Origin of the sequence: Rudanella lutea DSM 19387 (assembly GCF_000383955.1) — a bacterium.
Taxonomy (GTDB): Bacteria; Bacteroidota; Bacteroidia; order Cytophagales; family Spirosomataceae; genus Rudanella; species Rudanella lutea.
Map to the genome: position 1 here is coordinate 4,353,843 of NZ_KB913013.1, position 23,668 is coordinate 4,377,510.

At 47.2% G+C, this 23,668-nt stretch carries 14 protein-coding genes and 1 tRNA gene; 4 read left to right on the forward strand and 11 right to left on the reverse strand.

Features of this window, described 5'->3' with window-relative positions; all coding sequences use genetic code 11:
• Positions 1 to 208: 208 nt before the first annotated feature.
• From RUDLU_RS0118060 to RUDLU_RS0118125, 10 genes are all read right to left on the reverse strand, one after another.
• Positions 209 to 2,695, reverse strand: a complete 2,487-nt coding sequence (locus tag RUDLU_RS0118060; protein WP_019989816.1) for an Hsp70 family protein — start codon at positions 2,693 to 2,695, stop codon at positions 209 to 211.
• Between the two features lie 23 nt (positions 2,696 to 2,718).
• Complete coding sequence (locus tag RUDLU_RS0118065) at positions 2,719 to 3,078, reverse strand: hypothetical protein (protein ID WP_019989817.1); 360 nt, start codon at positions 3,076 to 3,078, stop codon at positions 2,719 to 2,721.
• 11 nt (positions 3,079 to 3,089) lie between these two features.
• Positions 3,090 to 5,057 (reverse strand): hypothetical protein, encoded by a 1,968-nt coding sequence (locus RUDLU_RS0118070; RefSeq protein ID WP_019989818.1) that lies wholly within the window; start codon positions 5,055 to 5,057, stop codon positions 3,090 to 3,092.
• Positions 5,058 to 5,145: 88 nt separating this feature from the next.
• Positions 5,146 to 7,197, reverse strand: a complete 2,052-nt coding sequence (locus RUDLU_RS27710; protein ID WP_019989819.1) for a cytidine/deoxycytidylate deaminase family protein — start codon at positions 7,195 to 7,197, stop codon at positions 5,146 to 5,148.
• Between the two features lie 310 nt (positions 7,198 to 7,507).
• Positions 7,508 to 8,344: a recombinase family protein gene (locus tag RUDLU_RS0118080; RefSeq protein ID WP_019989820.1), complete on the reverse strand. Its 837-nt coding sequence runs from the start codon at positions 8,342 to 8,344 to the stop codon at positions 7,508 to 7,510.
• A 699-nt stretch (positions 8,345 to 9,043) separates the two neighbouring features.
• Positions 9,044 to 9,823, reverse strand: coding sequence for a DNA-primase RepB domain-containing protein (locus tag RUDLU_RS28850; protein ID WP_019989822.1), 780 nt, complete (start codon positions 9,821 to 9,823; stop codon positions 9,044 to 9,046).
• A 382-nt stretch (positions 9,824 to 10,205) separates the two neighbouring features.
• A complete protein-coding gene (locus RUDLU_RS0118095) occupies positions 10,206 to 11,456 on the reverse strand; it encodes a VapE domain-containing protein (protein WP_157580264.1) in 1,251 nt (416 codons plus the stop codon).
• 1,339 nt (positions 11,457 to 12,795) lie between these two features.
• A complete protein-coding gene (locus RUDLU_RS0118115) occupies positions 12,796 to 13,716 on the reverse strand; it encodes a hypothetical protein (RefSeq protein ID WP_019989827.1) in 921 nt (306 codons plus the stop codon).
• Between the two features lie 18 nt (positions 13,717 to 13,734).
• Positions 13,735 to 15,000, reverse strand: a complete 1,266-nt coding sequence (locus tag RUDLU_RS0118120) for a site-specific integrase (RefSeq protein ID WP_019989828.1) — start codon at positions 14,998 to 15,000, stop codon at positions 13,735 to 13,737.
• Between the two features lie 167 nt (positions 15,001 to 15,167).
• Positions 15,168 to 15,241 (reverse strand) — tRNA-Asp (locus tag RUDLU_RS0118125).
• A gap of 245 nt (positions 15,242 to 15,486) precedes the next feature.
• On the opposite strand from RUDLU_RS0118125, the gene RUDLU_RS0118130 reads away from it, so the two are divergent.
• Together RUDLU_RS0118130 and RUDLU_RS0118135 are read left to right on the forward strand one after the other, a co-directional pair.
• A complete protein-coding gene (locus RUDLU_RS0118130; protein WP_027303184.1) occupies positions 15,487 to 16,032 on the forward strand; it encodes a PAS domain-containing protein in 546 nt (181 codons plus the stop codon).
• A gap of 31 nt (positions 16,033 to 16,063) precedes the next feature.
• On the forward strand, positions 16,064 to 16,657 hold the full coding sequence (locus RUDLU_RS0118135) for a hypothetical protein (RefSeq protein WP_019989830.1): 594 nt from the start codon (positions 16,064 to 16,066) through the stop codon (positions 16,655 to 16,657).
• A gap of 80 nt (positions 16,658 to 16,737) precedes the next feature.
• Here the strand turns inward: RUDLU_RS0118135 and RUDLU_RS0118140 are convergent, their stop codons facing one another.
• Entirely contained in the window at positions 16,738 to 21,480 is a 4,743-nt protein-coding gene (locus RUDLU_RS0118140) for a translocation/assembly module TamB domain-containing protein (RefSeq protein WP_019989831.1), read from the reverse strand.
• Positions 21,481 to 21,650: 170 nt separating this feature from the next.
• Here RUDLU_RS0118140 and tsaD point away from each other — a divergent pair, with 170 nt between their 5' ends.
• The gene (gene tsaD / locus RUDLU_RS0118145; RefSeq protein WP_027303185.1) at positions 21,651 to 22,649 is read left to right on the forward strand and encodes a tRNA (adenosine(37)-N6)-threonylcarbamoyltransferase complex transferase subunit TsaD; all 999 of its coding nucleotides are present in this window, start codon (positions 21,651 to 21,653) and stop codon (positions 22,647 to 22,649) included.
• 12 nt (positions 22,650 to 22,661) lie between these two features.
• Complete coding sequence (locus RUDLU_RS0118150) at positions 22,662 to 23,531, forward strand: MOSC domain-containing protein (protein ID WP_019989833.1); 870 nt, start codon at positions 22,662 to 22,664, stop codon at positions 23,529 to 23,531.
• The last annotated feature ends 137 nt before the right edge of the window (positions 23,532 to 23,668 follow it).

The following is a 23,668-nucleotide window of genomic DNA, read 5'->3' on the forward strand; positions in this document are numbered from 1 at the left end:
ACACCCGATGAATAAGGGTTTAATGGCTGTGGTGATTTTTACAATCGTACAAAAAGGTAGTTAGTGTGATCTTCAAACACTGGGACTAGTAGCAAAGCCTGCCCGAGCCATAGCTTTTCTCGATTCTTGGGAAATGCGTACCCATTTCAAGTCTGACGTTATACGTACAGAAAAATTTAAGCTTAGCTATCAGTAAAAAATCATCTTGTTAAAAGCCAATGATGGTATTTATTTCCTCGCGGTTAGACCTTGGTAGTAGATTTATTAGAGAACTGTTTACCTCTCTTAACCTTTCCCAATTTTGGCTTTCAATTGCAAAACGACCTGCATCAACAAAGGATCTGGCTTTTTCCTGATCGTTCATACGATGAGTTTGCTGAACTAGATAAGCAAAATAGTTCGTCAAGAATTTAGGCATTCGCCAAAGGATTTGCCATTGAATAGCTAAAACTTCGTCAGTCTTTTCCTGAATTTTATTCAGATTATTACCATTCAAGAAAATTGGTTCTTGGGCTATTATGTCGCTTATATGCTTCCTTTCTGAGTCATTACCGTTTTCATCTACGATCTTGACGCATTTATCTCTTGCTTCTGAATACTTGATTCGAGCTACTGTAAAACGCTTATCTTTTGTTGCAAAATCAATTGACTGAGCAAGTTTTCGTTTTTTATCCTCTAATTGATAGCGAGCATCTGTTACATCATCATCAGCTATTGAGCTAATTTGTTCAGCAACTACCTCCACATCTTTACGTAAACCAGATAATTCTTTCGCGACTTCATAATTCTCTTGCTCAGTAGCCTCTTCGATCTCTGCTTCTAGTTTTTCGGACAGACTATCAATATCAAGCCGCAATTTACCTATTGGGGTGTGGCGAGCCTTTGGATTGAAGGTTCCCATGAAATCCTGATCTGCCATCGTCAGGTAGACTGAAATTATTAGATCACGCGATTCAGACATTTGAATAGTAATTTCAATATCGGATCCTTTATGAACATCTCGGGTTAGCTGACGTCCTGTTAACTCTAAATAACCAATCGTCTTATTTGCCTCTGGAAGCGCTGTATGAGGACCTTCTAAAATATTAACGCGGATAATGTCTTCGCTAGCCCCTTTGAGTACCGTTTTATTCAGTTGCCTTGTTATCGATCTCCTAAGTGGAAGAATTGAGTTTTTCTGGAAAACAGGAAAGAGTCTTGTATCTCCAATATTATCTTCATCATCTACTACTAAGCATATGTCCTCTGGTAAAGGCTGTCCGCTAATTCCGTATCCACTATTTATGCCGATAATATCTAGACCCGTTTCGATAATATTGCTCTGGGCGTCATAAATAGTCAGTTTAAAGAAGTTGTAGACGCCTTCAACAAGTGGTAAATCTTCGTTAATACGTTCGGTTAGATTCTTTAATCCTGTATCAAAGCCTCCGTCTTCTCGTGTTATACGGTAGAAGAGTCCGTTAACGTCGCCTGTAATTCTGGCTGAAAAAATCTCCTCCTTCTCTTTGGACATTTTTTCATAGGCAGCCTTGATGGACAAGCGAGATTGGGCCTTTGCCTTGGTAGTACCTGCTAATTCTTTCGGTTTTGTGGCTGCATAATAGGCCGCCCCAATTGCCACCGCAGTTGTCGGATCAATTTCGCAATTAACAGGAATTTGGAGGATTTCCTCTACTCGCTGACGAACATAAGGAATATACGTTGACCCTCCCACCATTAATGTAAACTGAATGTCTGAAGGACGCAATGAATTTCTGGTCAGTATTTGTTTGATCATATCCAACGTAGCGTCGATATGTGGCCGGATGAGATCGTTGAATTCAGATCGTGTTATTGTAATCTCTTCATCAATCTCATTATCATCTTCATCCGTCAGTCCATCAACCACTATCTCAGCGGACGTTTTTGCCGAAAGTTGAATTTTAGCTTCTTCAGCTCGGCGAAGCATGACATAATATTGTGCGTTCAGTTGTCCAGAAGCACTTTTTAAAGATGTCTCTAGATCAGTAAAGGAATATTTTTCTTCCAGTTTGGCGACTAGTACTTTTTCTACAATCAAACGGTCGAAGTCTGCTCCACCTAAGTAATTATCACCTTCATGGTCCAATACTTTCATTTCGCCTTCCTTGATTCGAATAAGCGCCACATCGAAAGTCCCCCCTCCAAAGTCATAGACTAACCATTGACCATCTTGTAAGTCTTTTTCTTTTTTCATGTTGGCGTAAGCCAAACTTGCAGCGATAGGCTCCTGTAGAAGAACAACTTGTTTGAAACCAGCCTGTAGGCCAGCTTCTTTCGTAGCGTTAGATTGAATGGTATCAAAAGATGCCGGTATGGTAATAACAGCTGCGTCCAGGGAATCACCTGTAGATACAAACGTCTTTAACTCTTTAAGAACTGCAGCAGACAGATCTATAGGTGTTTTGGAATCGTTAATTGCTTTAATTTTATAACTCTCGGACGTACCCATTTTCCGTTTGAAGGTGCCAACTACATTGCGCGGGTCTTTTTCAAGTAGCTCTTTTGCTTTACTGCCTATAAAAATTCGGTCTTTCTTATATCCAACTACAGAAGGTAAAGTGTTACGGCCATAGTCAGTTGGATTACTATAAACAGTAACATCTCCTTTAATGAATTTTGTAATTGCCGAGTTGGTGGTACCTAAATCGATACCATAGTTAATCATGTTTTCCATGTCTAGGATTAAGGTTTAAGTTTTTAGATTGCTTCAGCGACAACAATACCCTTCTGAACGATCAGGCTAATTCCTCCTCTGTTGAATCGGATGATTGGCTTTATAACATCCGTAATTTTCAAGTTTTCGGTACTGCTGCCTGCTATACTGGCTTCACAGTCGGTCCGTGTCTCGTTGTAATCTTCGCCTATTGGATTATGGTAAATCAATCCAGCTGGTTCTTCGCTTTGCTCTGATAAATCATTCTGTAATATCTCACGAAGCTTGTTTATATTCCGCTGAATGGAGTTGCTCTCCTGTAGTTTGTTTGCTTTTTTTTCTATCTCAAATATCTGGTTGACGATGTCGAGATAAAGCTTTGGAATACGCATTGGATCTTGCATTTTGGATAAGGTTAACGATTGAAAAAGTCAGATGCATTAGTTGGTTGTGAACTCATGTTTCCATTAGGAACAGCGTAGAGTGTTACACTTCCAGTTGTGTAACTATATTCGGAGTTCTCTACCTGTAGATAATCACTTGGGTCATCGGATTTGCTGAAATGCTCTTCCGTCTCAAATCCTCCTGTTGTACCGCAAAAGTTTTCTTTTAATGGATTCCAATCTTTACCATAATATACTTTGAGGTAGTATATGCCAGTTGGTATCCGTGACATTTTAAAACTGCTGCCAGCTTGAATGTATTCATTACGAATTGTTTGCCCGGAGGAAACATTTACAAGTGAAACAACAGCATCATAATCATTACTATTATCAAAAATTATAAAGGCTTGGCCACCGTATCGACCTTTACCAAAGCAGTTACTGAAGGGTGATGCTCCATTACTTAATTGATTGCCTTTGTAAGGATTTTGCTCAACTTCATTGGAGAGGGGTAGATCATATTGCTTCTCTGGACTAGATGAGCTGTCCATCGTCATAATAGTTGAGTCAGGAGTGGTTGAACTAGTGGAATAATCTACCGTAGGATCTACAACAGACTGAGTTGATCCGGAGGACGTGTCGTCTTGCGTATTCAAGAAAACCATAAAAAAAACAATGAACATAAAAACAAGCAGGTATAAAAGTGTACTGCCGTTTGATTCATTTGATTGGGTTGGAGCTTTTGGAGAAGCACTGCTTAACTTGGGCTGGACAAGGTTGGGCTTCGGTACAGATGAAACAGATTGTAGAGCTGAATCCCTCTGCCTTTTCATGTCACTTAGTTGACGTTTGGCATTATTGATATTCTCGCTCAGTTCAGAGTTTTGTATATTAATGGTGAGAGAAAGATCAATCAAAAAGATTGCTACGTCAATGTCACTATACTGATTCCAGACTTCAACTGATAGTGCTTTTAAGCCAATCGCAATCTGATCTCTAATTTCAGAAAATTCGCCCTCCAATCGGTTAATATCGCCGACAGAAATGTTCTGGATTGCCCAAGACTTAATTGCTATTGGATAAGTAGTTTTACTTTTTACCGCTTCTAGATGGTCTATAATTCCTTTTACAATACCTCCATACTTCGTAAAGACACCTTGAATTCGAATTTGGTCTTGTCGGTCTGCGATGATGGTATCAATCTGCTTCTTATCAGCTAACAGCTTATCATTAGCGAGGCCATCTAGATTAAGCTTAAGGGCGTACTCAAGTAACTTAAGTGCTTTTTGATCATTGCCAAAGTGGTTAAAAACTGTTACTGATAACCCTCGAATTGCCAAAGCAGTCTGATTGCGCAAAGCTTGAAAAGACTTGGGTAGTAAATTTAGTATTTCAACATTTACCTCATTTCTGAGCATCTGCACAATGTTTTCATCAAGGTTTTCTCCTTTTTCTCCTTTTACTGTCAGTGTATGATCAATTAATTCTATACGCTTGATACGATTTACAAGCTCTTGGGTGATTCCACGATACGCTTTACTTTCATCCGTGGGCTTAACTAAAATGCGTTTGCTGAATAGCTTTTGTACAGTGACAAAATCACCACCATTGAATGCAGTTGTTAGTGCTTTATTAAATTGTTCCGCAAAGAAAGGGCTGACTAATTTTTCAATAAAATCTAGGGAAACAGGCAAAGGGGGGTGCTGAGACTTGTTGGAAGAAAAGTAGTTCAATTGGCCTGTAGCCAAGAATGAATTTAACGTGGGGAAATTGGATAAAAAGTGATATGCCTTAAGGTTGTCAGGATCCTCTAATAAGCTAGTTATATCTTCTATATCAGATTTATTAAGGCTTATTCCTCTGTACTGAATAGTATCAGAATCAGATAGACTGAGTTCTGCAATTAATTTTTTTCGCGCTTTTCGAATGTCCTGTGTCGTTATCGTAGAAGGATCTACGTTTTGTAGGAAAAATAGTTCAATAGGGTTTATGTACTGCATAAAAGGTAAGGTTAAGTTGTGGATTGCTTTAAATTAGATAGTGAGGTTACATACTAACTTCAGTCTATCACTTTACACTTAGGCCGTATTAATTGTCTGCCATGTTCTCCCCGGCGCGTGGATACTCCGATTCGCTCAGTCCAAAATGTGAGTTAAGTATCACATGAGGTGATGTAGCAGATTGATTAGCATGAATTGCTAGATTTAATCGTTTTAAAAGAGATGATTTACCTTTTCGTTTTTTTTCTGAGGTGGCGGCTAGTCGTCTTAATATCTTTTCAATCTTATCTTTCTGGTTTTGTAGATCATTGATGTAAGCTTTGGTGTCAGCTTCATCGTTTTTGATTACTGTCTCAAGATCAGTAGAGTAATTGTAATCCAGACGTATTTTCAGTTCATCTTTATAGGGCATGAAAGGCTCAAAAATCTGATGGTAAGCGCGACCAATCGCCCCAGAGAAAAGACATAATTCAGGTTGATGGTTACTGTCGCCTGAATCAATTATCTGCTCTTTTGCTATACCGGGATAAGGATCTATATAAAAAATCTTTTTTATGCCCAGTTGAAACGCTTTTTTAGAGCATAACTCGCATGGGGATGCAGTAGTAAACAAAAAACCATCTTTCAAACCCTCTCCTCCATACTTCGATATTTGAAGCATAGCGTTTTCCTCAGCATGGAGTGAACGAGTGTGTACTTGGTTCTTTTCGCCATCTAAGCAGTTTTGCCCTTCTTTGAAACAGAATGACGTATTTCTTCCCAGTAACCGGTTACTTCGTTCGTCTATGGCACTCTGCGGGTAAGAAGTCTCTAAGAGGCTTCTTATTTTTCCTGTTTTTTCGTAAGTGCTAAAAGCATTACTATCTGAGTTGGTAATAAGATCATTTACATTGCGTAACAAACAAGGAGTCTGCCCCTCAGCAGTGTTATTCCATCCTATTGACTTTATTGAAAAAGAAGAATCTGTCACTACCGCCCCAACTTGTCTGGATATACAACCGGAGTTGTATTTGGCCGTATAAGCAATTTGCATACAGCGTTCTGTTGGTGTTGGTGTTATTATACCAGGCTGTAAGATCAATGCTAAGTATCTTATTAATGATTGTTTGAGTGTTCTACGAGTATCCCCGCTATTTGCATCATCGGTTGGGTTATAAAGGTATATATCGGAAGATTGGATACAACTTTTAATGTCTTGTTTATAAAACTTTTCGTGAGCCTTAACATCATCATCATACTCTTGGTCTAAACGTTCTAATTCTCGTTTATTATAATGACTATCTAAGCGTTTGTAGCGGTGTTCATTGTCAGTATTGATAGCAAACAGATAAAACGACGAGTAGCGCTCTTTGAAATAAAAAGCCTCCAATGAATTACGGATAGAATCTATAACTATCCATGTTTTCTTTCCCGTAAGCTTGTTTCTGCTACGTGTTGTCTCAATTATTTCATCTAATATTTTGGGGATTTTGTAGTAATCATCCGATTGCTTAGAATTATCAATGGCGTTTCCTGACATCCTTATATTATTGCCAAAGTATTGATATGGTGATGCCTTTTCTGAGCTTTTGAGCCCATCAATCAGTACACGCTTTATGGACTCTGCAAATTTTGACAACCTTCCGTCTTCTACATAAAACTTATAAGCTAAATCTTTCTTTCGTTCAACATCAGCACAATCACCACTTTTATCGTCGACTGCCTCTATTGCAAGCTTTTCAATACGAAGCTCCTCGTATTCTTTTCGCAAAGTATTTCCATTGTGAACTATTTCTTTGTCTAGCCAACTTGTAATATCGCTAGCACCTTTTTTGTACTCCTTGGCTAAATATGAAATAACAGCATCTAATTCATTCTCAAGAAGTATAGCAGTAATTATATCACTAGCGCGAATTAGCGTAAATGGATCCCAATTGGATTGCATGAAATTATAAACTATACGATACTTCCTAGCTTCATTGTTGGTAAAATCCCGATTGATAGGTTGAGGGAAATTGCACGCAGAAAAGGTCTGACTTCTTAATAGTTTAGCAACTTCTGTGCAGCCTGACCCAAGGCGGCCGGTAAGGCCGATTACCAGGAAGTCTTTTCTCAGATTGTACAGCTTATCCAAAGATGTCCCTTGCTTAGTAGTTTCCATTTGTAGTTTTGCTTGGTAGTGGTGGACGAATGTGTGAAGACAACTTTATTTTGTTATTCATTTACGAAACTGCCATGTTCTCCCAGGCTAACATAGGTCAGTACAAGGTGCGGTAGGCGCGTATAGAATCCGTTCAAAATGGGAAAATACGATATTTCATGAATTAAATCCCATAGGTAGTTAACAAGAACCATTAAGTTCTTTACATACGGCAGCTTAAATTGATGGATTCATCCGATGTCTAAACCGGCAGCAATACCGCTATGCTACAGTGTCGGTAGTGATTTAGTGGCATTCTATTCAAGGGGAATTACACGCTTTCAGCTGTAGGTGGATTGGTACGCAGCCAGGCTGCTTTTACTTTCTCAACGGTTGCCTTAGAAACCTCGCGGTATGAAGCAATACGCCGGATGCTGTCACCTTTACGCAAATCGCCAACAATGCTTGAATACTCCTTTAACAGACTATGGTCAGACTTTATTGAGCCCTTGGGTCGCCCAATGTGTTTACCGTCCAATACCGCTTTCTGTTGGCCACTAATTATACGCTCTGAGCTACGCTCTACCTCCTGAGCTGCCATTTCTACCATAATTGCCCGCACCATCGCTGTTCCCGGATTGATACGACCGTTGAACAATAGGGTTTCCATCCCCAGATTGTGAGCATATATAGAAACCCCCAGCTCTGTTATTTCATCAATGACTTGTGGTGTCTCCCCACGTAGCCGCCCCAGTCGGGAAAACTCGGTAACAAGAACCTTCTTGATCGCCCCTGATCGGCACAGCTCTAAAAGCTTGGTAAGCTCGGGGCGATTAGCCAACCGACGTTTGGTTGCAGAGCCCTTTTCTTCAATGATGTGAGTGACTGTCCAGTCTTGGCGTTTTGCAACTGGTAATAGATCGGCTACCTGCCGGTCATAGTTTTGAGATTTTTTACTAACTCTTACAAAGAGAGCAACAGGGATTAATTGGTTTTTAGGATTACTCACTACCATTACCCCTTCGTCATTGTAGTGATGCCAGACGCCGTTAATCTTAACGTTGGCCAGTTTATGGTTAGGGTTCAGGTAAGGAGTAGGCTCTTCATAGGGGTCCTTTTCCGAAGTCTTCTTTTTCCTGGTGCTGGGTATCTTTTTGGGTTGGTTCATAAACAGTCACATTCATGGATGCGTGGATAGCAAGCTTGATTGCTACCGGTGGTATGCGAGGCTTACGGCGCGTCGGTAGGCTTCGGTATAAATATACCAAAGTGTCCTAAAAAAAGTGTTGCATGAATTGGCTTTGTTTCCGGTCAGATTTGCCCTAAAAACAAGGCTTAATTCTGGCTTGCGAAAACCACTTGCTTTTTTCAGGACGCAACACCAGAAGGGACTGGGGAGCTTTAGGTTCTGCCAGCGGTATTACCCACTTTGTCTTTTGTCCTTCACCGGTACTACTTTGGTAATACCTGCTTGTTTCAAGGAAGGGGCAGACGGTAATACCAGCGGTATTACCCGGCCGGTATTACCTGAAACCTTGGTATTACCGGCTGGTATTACCCGGCCGGTATTACCAGCGGTATTACCTGAAATCTTGGTATTACCTGGCCGGTATTACCGGCGGTATTACCTGAAATCTTGGTATTACCCGGCCGGTATTACCGCTGGTATTACCCGAAATCCTGGTATTACCCGGCGGTATTACCGGCGGTACTACCCGAAATCTTGGTATTACCCGGCCGGTATTACCTGAAATGTCGGTATTACCCGGCGGTATTACCCAAAATCCTGGTATTACCCGGCCGGTATTACTAGCGGTATTACCTGAAATGTCGGTATTACCCGAAATCCTGGTATTACCTGGCGGTATTACCCAGCAAAACAGGCCCGCGCTTTACGAATACTCCGCTCGATATAGCTATGCACATGTCTGCCTTTTCGTTGGATGAGGTTAGGGCTGTGTTGGAGCAAATGAGCGGTAATTTGCGTGTCAGTACGTCCCAGCTTTATCAGACCGCAGATAATTCCAAAATCATGTTCGCTTTCACTATTGAGCTGGGTAGCATGAATAGAAGAAGGCATCGCCTGTATTGATACATCCTCTTTCGGCACGCCCCCCCCCGAGGGGTAAAAAGTAGACAGGCGGTAGTGCGCTTTGCACAAGCGGACAAAAGGGTAATAGCCGTTAGCTTGCCGATGTTTCTCCTTACGATTCGTAAATCCAGGCAGACGGCCAACATGGTCGGGCTCAGCGCTGGCTAGGTCACCGCCTAGTTGCTCTGCTAGCTGGCGACAATTGGCCAGGGCGTTGGCTCGGTCGGGGGGGAGTTCGGAAAGAATCAACCAGGCTTGGTAATTGGCTGGACTAGTCTCAATGAGCAGACAAGGTTTTAGAGAAGCCAGCGCCGTAAGCGACGACCGAGTAAGGTCATCGAGCAGCACGTACTGCCACCCTATTGGGCGAACATAAATATTGAAGCCTTGTCCATTCTTGTACCGCAAATAGCTAACGGACCGAAGTAATTGCTCGGGAGTGTACTCGACCCAAAAGGCATCTTCTGTTTGGGGATGGTGCACTTGAATCTTATAGCGTTCAGCTCGTAGCGCGTCCGCAAAAGTTTGCACGATAACCCCGGTTGCTGTTGTCATAATTTTTTACCCCTGGTGGGGGGCTGTGTTGAAGAAAAACATAGCTAATTGCTCGATGAATTTTTTCGAAAAATAGTCTGACTACACTGACTACTGACTACAAAGCCGGTTTGGAGCCCGTAGAGGCACTTTTTGGAGTGTAGTCAGTCTTTTTTGTAGTCAGCAAAAGGGTAAAAAAGGGCTAAAAACGCCCATTTATGGCCCTAAATGCGCTCAAAATGATCGTTTTTTTGATTAAATGTAGTCAGATGTAGTCAGCTTGTAGTCAGCAAAAAATAGCAATGTCTGACTACAAAAAAAGGCGTTTAGAGCCTGGGAACGGCGTTTTTGGGGTTTGTAGTCACTGTAGTCAGCAAATAATTAGAAAAAAAGAAAATTAGTGCTATTCCATGATGACCCAATACCCCTGAATAGAGTAAGATTTCTGGCCTTTGTGACGATTGCTTATGCGTTTACCACACTGGGCCTTGATGGCTGTTTGCAGTTTGTAAACATTGATAGGGGCACGAGTTTTAGTGGCTAGTCGATTGTAGATGTCAGTGGCGGTGAGATGTTCAGCTCCAGGGGCATGTGGTTTGCTCGGCTTTATATACTGTTCGACTAACTCTAGCTCATAGCTGCGGACCATGAATTCTTTATTCTTCTTTTCGGAGTACTTAATTTCTTCGCCTGTGAGTTCGGCAGCATACCCCCCTTTACACAAGGCATAAGCTTGAGCCCAGACCAGGTCAATGTCAATATTCTGACTGTAGCCTTTCTCGCCACCATAGTCATGGAGAATCTTTCGCACGTCGAAAACGAGCCAGCGAACATTGCCTGTTGTATCGGTGAGAAACTCATCTTGATTGGTGGTGCCAAAGAAACTAGCTCGGCGTCTATCAAGGTGATCACGCTTGCCAAAAGGTCTTCGTAATTTGATGGTGGCAGTGGTCAACATGGCTTTTATTTTGCCAATGTTGGGTTCTGGCATCTTATCCATGTCGTCCAGGAAAACGAATAGGTTTGTGGCCAGGCTGATGTAGCCATCCTTGCTCTGAAAATCAATGAATTCAGTAGCGTAACGCTGCATGGCAGGAGGGAATAAGAAGCGAACAAATGATGTTTTACCGTCATTTTGCTCGCCTTTTAAAATAAAGCAATGTTTGTTGAAGGGAAGGCTACCGATGCCACAAGCCACTACTCGTACAAGCATCTTTTTAAACATACTTTCAAACCATTTTTGGTCTGTTGTTTTGACAAAGCCTGCTAATTGACGTATGTAATCGGGTTGGGATTCATCCCACTTGGGAAGCTGCTCGAAGTAAGCCGCGAGGGGATCATAACGCGGCACGTAACTAGAGCCAAGCAACGCTGACAGGGGTTTGTCGAACGCTTTATAGTTGGCTTCGTAAAGTTGGCAGTTGAGATCGTCCGGGTTAAGTACCAGCCAGTCTGCTGTAGAACGAGCGGGTTTAGCTTCGAGATCATTGGAAACGATGTTGAGCCGGAAGGTATATCGCGCGTTGAGAAAGTTTTTGAGCCGTACAATGAGCGGTTCTTCTCCCTTATAATGCTTGACTGTTGAATTCTTAGGTTTGCCCGATTCGGGTTCAATAGCGATAATAGCCATATCGTCAGTGAGCGTTTTGTTCACGGTTGTAGGAACGCAGTTAAAATCAAATTGGGGATGGGTAAGCGGTAGCTAGAATGCTCGATGTCCGTAATCGGCCGTTGAGGGAATGCGACTTGGAAAAGCACTAAGTAAGGTGCTGCTAGAAAAAGTAGAATTGAGCCTACTTTGAAGTGGATAGCCATTGGTCAGGGGCTCTGCTTCACCGTAGAACTTAGATGGGTTCGTGGCTAATCTGGCTTTGCACATAGTCAAGAATTGTCTTGGCTACTTCGGAAATATGCTGTGTTTTGCGCGTTCGACTGCGCCAAAAGCCAAAGGCAATTAAACGTTTCAATGGCTTGATGTACGTGCATTCAGAGGCACTGTACTGGGTTTTTCGGTTGCGGGGCATAGTGTGCAGAAACTTACTTATACTATGTATGAGGAAGCCCATCGACTGGTCGATGGGCTTCTTTGGACTAGCAGCTTACAGAGCTGTTCTTTGGGGGTCGGTGCTAGATGCCAGTGGGCTCTTTTGACTTGTCAATTGAGCAATGAGAAGGTCGATCTGGCGGTTCTTAGTTGCGATAATGGCGTCCTTGCGCCGGTTTTCAGCCCGAAGGCGAACAATTAGGATTGGCTCAGGAAGTTTGCTCCCGAATTGTGCATCCGTTAGTTTTGCCATGTTACATAATCTTTGCACCGCTAGGTGCTTTTTGGCTCCTTGCCGGTCCCTCCGGCACAGGCATTAGACGGTCAAGTGCTGCCCTACTTGACCGTTTTTCTTAATTCCATCTAGATGAGTTGAATGCCGTTCAAGGCATACTCAGGACCTGATCTAGCGCAGACTAACAACGTTTAGTTAGTTGGATGAGAATTACATTGCGATCTTGTATGCGACTGTATATTAGTGCCTTACAGGGTCTAGTGTCTTCGTAAGCTGCGCTGAAACGACATGGCGATGCCACACGGCCATAGCGAATAGCTATCCATAAGTAGGTCGTTAAGCCCTTAAGCAGTAATTAAATGAGAAGATTTATTCGGATAGAGCTTTGGCTAATTGCTCAGGCTTGATACCAGTGAGAAAGAATCGTTCAACCTCGGAACGGCGGAATCGTGTAAGCCTACTATTAGGGGTTGGGTCTGGCCGGTAAGCCTTAATGTAGCCGTTTGCTACCAGCTGCCAGAATTTCGTGTTACTCAGCTTGAATATACGTTTGCATTCAGCTGGTGTTAACCATTCACTTATCTCGATGGCTAAGGGCTTTACCTGGGGGATATGCTGTGTCATGCTCTGAGAAGGTTATTTAGTCCTTCAAGAGCAAATGTAAAGCCCATAGGTTCATTACAAAAGGAAAGGTGAAATAAAATTTTATTTATTTCACCTTTCCTCGGCATCCTTAAAAGCCATTGCTATCTCGGAGTCGTTCATTAGCATTTTGTTGATGCCTATTTTTATCCCTTCAAGAGCCCTTGAATCGCCTATAACCCTCATAAACTGATCCTCAAAAGAACCGGTTACCCATTCACGTATAGTGAATAATTCTCTACGAACAATTGGTGGAATGTATTTAGGATCATATTGCCCGGATTCGTTCCTCATGATATCAATGTAGTATTGTAATTGCCAAAATGAAGGAGGGTATTCGTTTCTTAAATCTCTAACTTCTTTTATGAAGTGGCTGTATAGAAAGACCATTGCAGCAACAGTGCGGGGTGATTCCGGTAAGATTTCCCCAAAATGTAGTAAAGCAGTCTCTACTAAGTCACCTTCATCTTCAGATTCTGGATCATGTACCCACACCTGGTGTATTATCTCATCAATGTTAATCCACTCTTGATCATTGTGGTACACCTCCGTTGCAACTTCTTGAAAGACATTATTAACTCTACTTCGTAAGTACGAGTTGACCGCCGTATCAAGCAAATAGGGGGGCCAATAGTGAAAATTCCAATGAACTGCAGTATTTAAATTAAAATTTGGATTGTCAAACGGTTTTTGCTTGAGTATCTGTTGTATAATAATGTACTCTTCATTCTCTATATCTTGAATTAGCGGACTATAATGAGGAAGTGGATTCTCACCTTGAATATGAGCAAATACATCTTCAGAATAGTACTCTGTTAATTTGCTCTTCAAGCGGGTTAGTTGTCCTTTGACTTTTATCCTAACATAGATCGGATAAAGATGGATTTCCTCATATCCATCCTCATTTGTTTGTACGCTTAACTTGGGTTTCAAGTTAGTATTGAGATAATGCTTTACAGAAATCTTCTGTCCGTGTTTATTATCGTGCTGCATAATCGTCGTGGGGCGCTCTCACAAATCCTTGGGGAGCGTTTTTGATGTTTGTGGGCTCTTGGCATTGGAGCCGGTATTCCATTCTGTCCTGGAAAGTATCTTAACCACATCATGATTGGTCAAATGCACGTACTTCATCGTCATTTGTGGCTTTGAATGCTGAGCCAGGCGTTGAACAACGTGCATAGGAATCCCTATCTCCAGCAAAAAGGTGATGCCTGAGTGTCTTGCGGTGTGGAAATAAGCTGGCTTGTTAATTCGGGCCATTCGGAATAGAACCTTCAAATTCCGATTGATAACCTGGTCTGTACGGCCGAACAATGGTTTCTGATCATCGCGGGTGTATCGCTTAATCAACTGCACAGGTTTGCTCTGACCATTTTCATCAAGGTGCAGTTCGTAAAGAGGTATCCAGTTATGTTTCCCCGTCTTCTTCGCTTTGAGATCGATACACAACCCTCTTTCCGTCTCTATCAAATGAGACTGCCGTAGGCGTGTTATGTCGCTAATACGCAACAACGTGTAATAGCCGAAAAGATAGGCATCCCGGTAGATGGCATACCTTGAGTTTTCACCAGTGAGATCTAATTGTTCTAAACGACGTATTTCATTGGGTTGTACTACATCGATGATAGACTCCCCGTTTTTGATGGCGAAGTTCAAATAGGGGTTAGTATTTGCATCAAACAGGCCCTTGCGAGTGGCTAAGCTTAGATACTTCTTAATCCCCTTATGGTGTTTGTAAATAGTAGACTTCTCTTTGGCCCGCCCAGATGCTCGTAGCCATGATTCAAAGCCTTCAACGAAGTCGTATGTGATGTCTTTGAATTGTACAGGTACGTCTTTGTTGTAAAGCTTCAGATATTCATTGGTACGCAAATAGCGTTGGGTTGTATCCTCAGAGACTTTGTGCTTATCCTGCTCACACTGTCTGATGACAAATTCTGTAAATGTCAGTGCTGGAGCTTTTGAGTCAGAAGACGATTGGTTATCTGTAGAGCTGTCAAAATCGTCTAATGTGAATGGACGTCCGAAAATGGCTGGGAAGCGGAGCTCAAAGGTTTCCAACTCGCGGATGCGATCTCGAATCAGCGTGTTATATGATGGATTACCTTTCACTTCGTTTTTTCGTTTATCCCATTCAGCTGGTTTCAGCCTGATACCTGTTTTGAAGTACCGACGTCGACCATTCATCATGGCCTCAATAATCACTGATGCTTTACCCTGTGTGTCGAGTCGATTGGCCCGATTGTAGAGAACTCGATACGCTACTTTTCCTGTCATGGTTGCCGTTGTTTGTCAGTAACGGCTCAAACATATAGCGAAAATTTGTGTATCAAATCTGTATCAAACAGGGCGAATTCTATGGTACTAAATGATACAAAAAAACTTTTTTAGTGCACGTGAAAACCGAAAAAAGCCCCTCAGTTTGCACTGAGAGGCTTTTTGAGCGGTGCGGACGGGACTCGAACCCGCGACCCCCTGCGTGACAGGCAGGTATTCTAACCGACTGAACTACCGCACCATTTTTTCTGATTAAGTTTCCGTTGCCGTTGTCCTTAATCGTGGTGCAAAAGTAGTGCGTCGGGCTATTCAACGCAAGAGAGCGCCTAAAAAAAAGTGAAAAAACTTTCTCCGAAAATGGCCAATACAGACGTTAAAGAAGGGTATGCGTTTGAAAACCACTTGATTATTTCCGCGAAAAAAAATTGACAATGAACCCTATTCATCGTAGTTTTCGAATTGGTTCACCTCCTCTTACACGATCTCATGAATGTCTCTGAATCATACGTCGAAATGCTGAATCGGTCATTTCGGCCTTCCCAACAGGAGGGCTGTCGGCCGTTTCCGATTGCCAGCCTGGAAATTACCCTCTTACACGAAGCTCAACAACGAGCTAAAGAACGGGAGAAAGCCCTGTTTGCCCGGCTGTGCCGCATTTTCGACTGGAAGCTCACCCGGCAGCAGCGCCGGTACTACGCCCAAAGCTTGCAGGACGGCATGACCCTCGTGCTGACTGACCTATCAAAAAGTATTCTGTGGACAAGCCATAGTTTTCTGACGCTGACCGGGTACACCATGGGTGAGGTGCTCGGCCGCACGCCCTCCTTGTTGCAGGGCAGCGATACGAATATGTCGTTGATGCGGAAGGTAGGGGAGCAGCTACGCCATGCCCGACCCGTGAATATTACGACCCGTAATCACCGCAAAAACGGCGAATCGTATCTGTGCCGAATTATGATCAGCCCAATGCGCAACACACAGGGCGACCTGACGCACTTTCTGGCAGTGGAACACGAAGTAGCCGAAGCCTGAGAGGCTCGTGCAATCGGTAGACTCAGACGTTATGAAACTGGTAAAAAAGGCTCTCGGGCTGCAGTTGCTGTGGCTCCTCTTCTTCTATCAATCATACGCGCAGCAAGGCAATCCGCCCCCTTGTTCTAACGTGCAGGAAATAAAGCTCGACACCGACCCGCTGCGAAGACGCATTCTAGCCGATTTCCTGGGGGCTTGTATCCGTAACAAAGAATTTTTGCCCAAATACGATAAGGGAATTATTCACCTCTACCAGTATCAAAACGCACATGGGGAGGAGTGCTGGCTCCTTATGCCTTTGATAGATGATAGCTACAAGGATAATCCGCCAACCCGGTTTAGTGATTTTAATGGCGATATAATTTTGGTGTACGATGCCGACTCGGTTGGGCATCCTTACAAAACAACGGGTGATATAGCCGCGCGCAACCGTTGCCTGGAGCAGATTATCGGTGATCGCGTATTTACTCGCCCCCCAAAGCGAACGCGTTGGACGAGTATGGTATTACCGATTTCAAACAGAAGAATGAACGAGGGAAACAGGCGGAACTTAACAGGTAATGGTGGAGATGTGATTATCATCTTCGATAAAAAGGGCGGTTACCGAAAGTCAATTCCAGTCTGATAGGCGGGTAAACCGTTAAAAATGGCCTCTCCGTTGCATGATTTGTGTTTACTGCTCAACCACCCGTCGGGTTGAATGTTTTACCGATCCAGCGATGACTTCTCCAGCTGAACCGACACGCTTCGCCGACCCGACGAAACCGGATTTCGGGTTACCGGAAGTGACAGGCCCGGCAGAGGCTCGCCAGCGGGGTCGGCTTTGGGCGTTTGCCCGGCATTGGGCACCGATACGCCCGGGGCGGGTTTACGGGAGCCGCCAAACAACCGGTTGAACGTACGAGTGTATTGCAGACTGATGCCCCCGCCCGTGGTGAGGGTACTGTTGGTGGTGGCCTGGCTCAGCACGTTCTGCTGGTTGCGGTTGTACATCTTGGCCCGGAACCGACCGTCGGGCGTTACCCAGTATTCGAGGGTCCACTCGCCGAGCAAACTGGCCGCGCTGGTTTGCGTTTGGCCCGCCCCATTCTGTCCGTATGTAAAACCACCATCACGGCTGATGCGAAACCGGTCGTTGAGGAACCGGTACGAGAACCGGAGTTGCAGGTTATTCAGCAGGTTTTCGTTGTTGGTGTTGCTCGTAAAGCCGCCAAACGACACGCCCACGTCCAGATTTTTGTCGATGTTTGAAGCAATGCGGCTTATCTGGTTAGAAAGCAGTTCGCCCACGCTATTAGCCAAACCGCTGTTTACATTGCCCTGATCAAACAGGCTCGAACCTTCGGGTAGTAGTTGGCTGAACAGCAACACGCTGCTCACCTGCCGGGTCAGTTCCTGTTCGTTGGCCTGCAAGCGGGCTTCGAATGCCGTGACGGCCTGCCGGAAGTCCGACGAAGCCGGGTACTCTTTCACCTCGAGATCGTACGTAACAGCGGGCGACTGCAACTCGCCATCCAGATTGATAATCAGATCGACGGGGTACCGCCGGTTGCCGTCGGGGTTGCGGCTGGCGCCCGACGAGGCCCCATTATACAGGCTCGTGAGCAGGGGTTGCAGGGAGGTGTACTGCGTATAAGCGGCCGACACGTTAAGCAACGCCCGGTAGGGGTCGCCGGTCCAGGTGATGCGGCTGTTGGGCCGAATCTGGAACCGCTTGTTGATCACGTTTTCGAACGTAAAGGTGTATTCGCCCTGCTGAATCTCGTAGTTGCCCGTCATGGAAAACGCCCCTTTTGTGTCGATCTGCATGTTGATTCGGCCCGCCCCGTTCGACTTGATGATGTCGCCGGTTTGGCGGTCGAGCTGGATTTCGCAGTACGCATCGGGCGTAATATCGAAGTTGAAGTCCATTTTGATGCCCGACAGATCGAGGGTCGGCTCGGCTTTGTCGATGTTGGCGAGGGCGTTACTGGTGCTGACCGCCGTGGTCGATACTGGCGTGCGGTCGACAAACTGGACGAAGTCGTCTTCGGCCGACGATACGGAGGTGGCCTGATCGAGCGGAATGTAGATGCGGGTTCCTTTGTTGCTGGTCACATCAGCCCGAATAGTCAGGTTGTCGATGGGGCCGTACAGTTCCGCTTTCCCGGTGGCAAAGGCGGCTCCGTAAAACAGGTCGTTATCCTTGGCCGCGGTGTTCATGATCCGGAAATTGCGCAGGTCGGCATCGAACCGCAGCTGAAAATACCGAAACTGATCGTGGTACACCCCGCCCCGGAGGTTCATGATGTTGCCGAGCGGGTCGCGCAAGGTGAGCCGACGGGCAATAATCTCGCCATCACCGAAATACACCCGGTCGTCGAAGGTCGCTTCGGCTTTGAGGTAATCCATCGTCAGGCGGCCTTTCTGGACGTCCAGTGCCCCTTTCAACACGGGTGCTGTAGCCGGCCCGGTGAGGTCGATGGTGCCGCTTGCCGTGCCGCCAATATTGGAAAACAGCCCCTCGGTGAACGGTTCGAGCACGCGCAGGTCGGCATTGGTAAACACAGCTTTCAGATCAAAAGCCTCGTCGGTGTTGACGGGTGTATAACTGCCCCGCAAGGTGAGCGCATCGACTCCATCCCGGTTGAGCCGGGCGTCGATGTTGATTCGCTGACCGCTTGGGTCATACACCCCCAGGCCGTTGACGTTACCAATCAGAAAATCGTCGTACCGCAGCCGGTCTACGGTCAGGTTGCTCTCCACGATCGGGGTCTGGTACACGTTGCGGATCTTGGCGGTGCCGTCGAGCGTACCCGCCAGCCGGGTATTCAGGAGCGGGTTGAGGGTTTCGAGCAGGAAGTTATCGGCCTGAATCCGAAGCACGGCGGCTGTATCGGTGCCAACCCGACCCGAGGCCATCACGCGCTGATCGCTGTGCGAGAGCATGAGGTCAGTAAGGGTGTAGTTGCGCCCGACTTTCCGCACCAGACCATCGGGGCTGACGGTCCAGGTGCTGTCGAGAACCCGAACTTTCGAGTTGTGAAACATCAGATCGAGCGCGTTGCCGCTGAACCGAAGTTCTCCGTTCAGGTCGGCCCGGTTGGTGCTGTTCTGTTGCTGCACACTGCTCGAAAAGTCGATGTGATCTACGTCCCAGGCGGCTTCAATCAGCAGATTCTCGGTTGGGGCAAGGCTACCCAGGGCCTGTTTTTGCGACGTGGCTACTACCGAGGCCAGTACCTCCTGATTATCGACAAACTTCGACGTGGTCAGGTCCACTTCGCTCGCACCCAGCCGAATGTCGCCGATCCGGAGCGAGTCGGTTTGTACGTTGGCGGTGAGCAGGGCTGTCCGGTCGACCGAGAAACGGCCTTCCACCGTGGTACCCTGCGCTACCCGTACCGAAGGCAGGGCAAAATCGAGCAGGGGTTGCAGATTGCGGGTCGCGAATCGGTACTGAATATCGTACCGGTCTGAGGGGCCGGTTTTGGCCCGGTTGAGCTTGCGGTAGTAGTAGGCCTGCCGGGTGTTGAGGTCGCCCGTAAAGTAGAGGGCGTACTCTTTGGCGAGCGTGGTCAGGTCGTTGACGGTTTGATTGGGGAGGAAATTACCCCGTAGCTCGGCCGTCAGAAAATCCGAATCGACCGTCAGCAGGCGACCGTTGGGCTGAATCGCCGACAGCACCTGTAGCGTGTCGATGTTGAGGGGGCGCCGGTTGAGTACCAGCATGGCGTTGCGGAAATTGGCCCGCCCTTCGAGCTGATCAATCGTGTTGCCGTCCATGATTACGTCCAGCTCGGTGCTGACCGTGAGGGTGTCGCTGGTGTAGCCCAGAGCACGCAGGTTGGCGTGTTGCACCGCGCCCCGGATGTCGAAATGATTACGGGGACTGCCCAGGTCACTCTCGCCGTCGAGGTCGAAACTCAGGTTTGGGTCGCGTAGGCTTACCTGCCCGTGGAAAAAGGCTTTCTGAAGATTGCCGCGTACCGTAAAGTTACGGTAGTCGTAGCCCTGAAAGCCGAACCGGGTCAGCTTGCCGTCGATGTCGACGGAGGCTTTGGTGAGGTCGAGGCCACCCCGGCCCGTAATGCGACCTTGCCCGTCGAGTTGCCCAATCAGATCGGGCTGATTGATAAGTTTACCGAGCGCAAAGTTTTCGCCCCGTAGGTTGGCGGTGTAGGTGGTCTGTGCCGACTGCTCGCCCAGCTTCAGCTTCAGATCGCCCGTAACGTTGCCGAGAGCCGTACGGAAGGTACCGGCTGTTTTGAAATCGTCGAACAGCCCGGCAAACGTAGCCGCAAACGTAACGGTGCCCAGTTGCTGCACCACGTCGTTAAAGGCCTTGTCGGGGTAATACTGCCGAATATCAGCCATGTTCACCTCCGAAGGCGTAAAGTCAAAATCGGTGATGATGTTGTCGGTGCGGGGCAGATTTTTGAATCCGATATTGCCCGCTAACCGGCTCCGAAGGCCGGGCCCGAAGCGGAGGTCGGTACGCCGGAGCTTGAAATTATCGACCGTGCCCACAAAGTCGGTAGTGAGGGCCCAGGTTTCGCGCAGGTTCCGCAGGTACTCCGAAAAATACCCCAGATCGGCGGAGGTAACGAGACTGTTGCGGAGCCGCCCGATCATGGTTACTTCCCGGTTGAAATCGCCGAAGGCTGAAGGACTATCGTACAGAAACACAATTTGTTCGCGCACCGTCGACTCGTTGATGCGGGCGTATAAATCGTTCATTTCCATCTTTTTGGCGCACCACAAAAACTGCGTGTTCAGCTTGTGTACCCGCAATCGCGAATCGCGGTCGACGGTTTTGAGGTTGCTGATGTCGAGGGCGATGGTGTCGCCGAGGGCCAGAAAGTTGCGAACGTTGCCGTTGATGCGTTCGAGCCGAAAGTGGTAGTAGTCGAAGTACCGCCGGTCGTTCATCCGGGCCTGCCGGGGATCATCGAACTGAAACGATCCATCGGCCACGGTAGCCCGGCCAATCGTAAACGGCACATTGTTGTCGGGCTTTTGGGGCTGGGTGGTGTCGGCCGCGAGCAACTCGCCAATGCGGGCAATAAATTCGTCGATGTTGAGGTCGCCGGTGCGTGGGTTTTTCACCAGCCGTACATCGGGCTGATACAGCAGCACCTCATCCAGGTGAATGTTGTGCGCCGACGAGTCGATGAGGTTGCGCAGGTTGTAGTTCACTTCCAGCCGTTCCACGTCGATCATGGGGCGTTGCTGCCGGTCTTTGACGGTGACGCCTTCGAGCACCATCGAATCGAACCATTTGATCGAAACGTGCTGAATATCAATCGGAAACTGCATCTTGGCCGACACCCACCCAGCCAACTGACGCACGGCCTTCGTTTGTACTGCCGGAATCTGCAACCCAATCGCCACGGTCAATACCAAAGCCACTACCGCCATCAGGGCGTAGCCGATTGATTTGACAAGTATGGCGAAGAAATCACGCATTCGCTGAGGAAGCTGGGTGTCCGACCGATGGACTTTAGATGGATTTGACCCTCCTTTGTTTAATGGATATGCCTAAAAAAGGGGTGTTGCTACACAAAACTACATTCTAAACGCAAAAGCGCCCATTGCTGGTGCGCAACCGATTGAACGGTAACTTGTATTTTTGTCCGGTGAATTTACTAGCAATCGAATCTTCCTGCGACGAGACGTCGGCGGCTGTTCTGGTGGACAACCAGATTCGCTCGAATGTCATTGCCGCGCAACTCATCCACGAACAATACGGCGGTGTTGTTCCGGAATTGGCTTCGCGTGCCCACCAACAACACATCGTGCCGGTGGTGGAGCGGGCCCTTGCCGATGCAAAGATACCGAAAACCGCACTGGATGCCATTGCCTTTACGCGCGGACCGGGCCTTTTGGGTTCGCTGCTGGTGGGGGCTTCGTTTGCCAAGGCGCTCGCTCTCGGGCTCAACATCCCGCTTATCGAGGTAAACCACATGCAGGCGCACGTATTGGCCCATTTTATCGGCGATACCAATCCGGCGTTTCCGTTTTTGTGCCTCACCGTGAGCGGGGGCCATACCCAGATTGTACTGGTGCGGGCTCCGCTCGATATGGAAGTGATTGGCCAAACGCAGGACGATGCCGTGGGCGAAGCCTTCGACAAATCGGCGAAGTTGCTCAACCTGCCGTATCCGGGCGGGCCGCTCATCGACCGGTACGCCCGGCAGGGTAACCCGCTGGCGTTTCGGTTTCCGCTCGCCGAAATGCCCGGTCTCGATTTCTCGTTTAGTGGTATCAAAACGGCTATCCTGTATTTTCTGCGCGATCAGACCAAAAACAATCCCCAGTTTATCGACCAAAACCTGCCCGACATTTGCGCCAGTATCCAGCACACGCTCGTGCAGATGCTGCTGACCAAGCTCAAGCGGGCGGCCCGCGAAACCGGCATCCGCGACATTGCCATTGCGGGCGGGGTGTCGGCCAATAGTGGGCTGCGGGAGACTCTGCAAAAAACCGGCCAGGAATTGGGTTGGCGGGTTTTTATCCCGGCCTTTGAGTACTGTACCGATAATGCCGCTATGATTGCTATGGCGGCCAAGTTTAAATTTGACCAGTCGGACTTTGTGGGGCAGGACGTAAGCCCGTTGCCGCGCATGAGTTTTTAACCCTTCGCGTGTATGAGACTTTCTCAACTGGTGCTGTACCCGGTAAAATCGCTGACGGGTATTTCGGTGACCGAAGCGACGGTCGAAGAACGGGGTTTCCGGCACGACCGCCGGTTTATGCTCGTAGAGCCGAAACGGGTCGACGGGCTGCCGATAGGCCGGATGATGACGCAGCGGCAATACCCCAACATAGCTTTGCTCGACGTGGCTTTCGGACCGGGCGAAACGCTCCAGATTAACCACCGGCACCAACCGGGCTCGGTACTGACTGTGCCCCTGACCCCCGCAGCCGGGGGCGGCACCGTATCGGTACAGGTATGGGACAGCGCCCCGTTTGAAGGACAATTGGTGAGCCCCGAGGCCGACGCCTGGTTTAGTCAGATGCTCGGCACGGTATGTCAGTTGGTGTATATGCCTGACACGGTTACCCGGCCCGTTTCCTCAGGTTATCGGGTTCCTCGCCACCAGAGTCATCCACCGGCGGTTAGCTTTGCCGACGGGTTTCCGTATCTGGTGGCAAGTGCCGAGTCGCTGAATGAGTTGAACCGACGGCTGGCGGAGCCGGTCAGTATGAGCCGGTTTCGACCCAATCTGGTTGTATCGGGTACGGCAGGCCCGCACGATGAGGACGGCTGGGGGCATTTTCGGGTGGGCGACGTATCGTTTTTTGGGGTGAAGCCCTGCGTTCGCTGCACCATGACGACGATTGACCCCGAAACCGCGCAGAAAGGCAACGAGCCCCTCCGAACGCTGGCTACCTATCGCCAGATCGACCATAAGATTTTGTTTGGGCAAAACGCGGTGCTCCAGCCCGGTGCGGGCGGTGTTGTGCGGGTAGGCGATCTGGTGTCGGTGATCGAACATCTGGAGGCCCGACTGTAGCGAGCCGGATTACCCGCTCAGAACGAAGTACTATTTAATGAATAATGTACAGTGTAGAATGGATAAACAATCTGACAGTCAAGGGAATAAATTGTTTTCAGTTGTGCATTATTCATTGTACATTCACTTACAACCGA